Annotated in this window: 1 protein-coding gene; it reads left to right on the plus strand. The window is 50.7% G+C overall.

Going from position 1 to position 1,651, the window contains the following annotated elements:
• Positions 1 to 1,040: 1,040 nt before the first annotated feature.
• Positions 1,041 to 1,394 carry a hypothetical protein gene (locus BMZ01_RS10910; RefSeq protein ID WP_092287320.1) on the plus strand — a complete coding sequence of 118 codons (354 nt, stop codon included), beginning with the start codon at positions 1,041 to 1,043 and terminating at the stop codon, positions 1,392 to 1,394.
• Positions 1,395 to 1,651 lie beyond the last annotated feature (257 nt).

The raw sequence follows: 1,651 nt of genomic DNA on the forward strand, positions 1-1,651 counted from the left end.
CCAGACACACATTTTGCTACTTAACCCAAGATCTCTCAGAGTGAGTAAATAGAAAATGCCCCGTATTAAGCGTACGGGGCATTTTCTATTTACTTCTGAAAGAGCACTTTGAAGCCTTTTCCACGAAGGCTGGGATCATGTTCCATGCGCTTTTTTAGGCCGCGTGCGTATCCAATGCTAGCCCCAGCAAAAACGCAGACCCCGATAATCCAAGGTGCCATTACCTACTCCTAAAGTATGGACTCATAACTGATTAGCAGTGACTTCCAACCCAAGTCCAGAAGAACGCTTCGCCTAGTGCGGCGATCCCTGCAATCGCGGGGTTGACGGCAGCCATTCCGAGAACTTCCGCCCAAGTAAAGCCGTGAATTGTACCTACTGCTGTGACCAGGTAGGGGCAAACATCTTCCTTGCTGACACGGCTCTGGGCTGTGGCCTTAGCTGTGGCCTTAACCATAGCAATCTGCTGTGGCGTTGCATCCTTCAGCCGAGCTTGAAGGTCCTTTGCCAGGACTTCGATATTTGTCTTGGTGATGGATCCGTCAGGGTGAACTGTAGTGACCTGACCAGTATCATTGTTGATCGTTGCCGTGATCCTACCGTAGCCCTCAATGAACTGGGTCTGCGTAGTGCTACCATGTAGCCCACCGCCCATGAAAGCAGGGGTCTGTGAGGGGGACAGGGTGCTCGCTCCGGCTGTAGGAACAGTGGCGGACGCGAGAGCGGGTGACAAACTCATAGAGAGAGAGCAAGTCCGACAGCAGCAAGAGGCTTGGCAATTGCCTTAATCTGCATTTTTCAAAACCTTTCCTGATAAAAATGTACTCGTTTAGTACCTGACGGAAAGTGCTTTATCGTCTTGGCGGTTTTACGTCGGTGGCGATCGCACATCTCAAGTAAAACTTGAGCGGTGGAAAGCATTCCTAGTTTTTCACCTAATTCCCGTGCTACCCCGACACCTACGATGTGTCAATAAATTTTCACAAGCTTTCAGATTCTCCACCGTCTTGGGGGTGCACTCCAACCCATGCTCCACCCAAATGAAAACAGAACTATCCCCGCAAGCCGCACTTAAAGCACTCGATGCTGCCAACAAGCGACGGTCTGCCGACGCAAAAGCAGGAAACCTCACTATCGCCCAGGCCCCCGCCGCGTCTGTGGCCAAGGCACCGAAGGCCCCGGCAACCCCGAAACCGGCGCGTAAGCCAGCGGCCACCGCCTTTAGCGAGGTGGACCCGAACATGAAACGCACCACGATCTATCTTGACGATGACGTGAAAAAAGCATTCAAGATTTGGTGTGTTACCCACGACACCACCATGACTGAATGGATCGCTAAAACGATTGTTCAGCACCTAAAAAAGAAGGGGTGGAAGGTATCTATAAAAACATAACCCCAGCGTAAGCAACAAACTGTATAGTGTTATCACGACATAACAGTAAAGTAAAACAACACTTGAATGACTGGTTTTCACCCGTGTCTGTTCCCATGAATCGGACACGAACGGGGGCTGGTCGCGTGTCTAATCACACGTGTGTGATTCCCAGCGTTTATGCGGGTTAAGTAGCAAAAAGTGTGTCTGGTTTTCGGCGTTACAGCTGGTCAGGGCATGTAAATCCGGGTTTTATTAGGTTCCGGGGCTTATATCCG

Source organism: Corynebacterium spheniscorum (assembly GCF_900113445.1).
Taxonomy (GTDB): domain Bacteria; phylum Actinomycetota; class Actinomycetes; order Mycobacteriales; family Mycobacteriaceae; genus Corynebacterium; species Corynebacterium spheniscorum.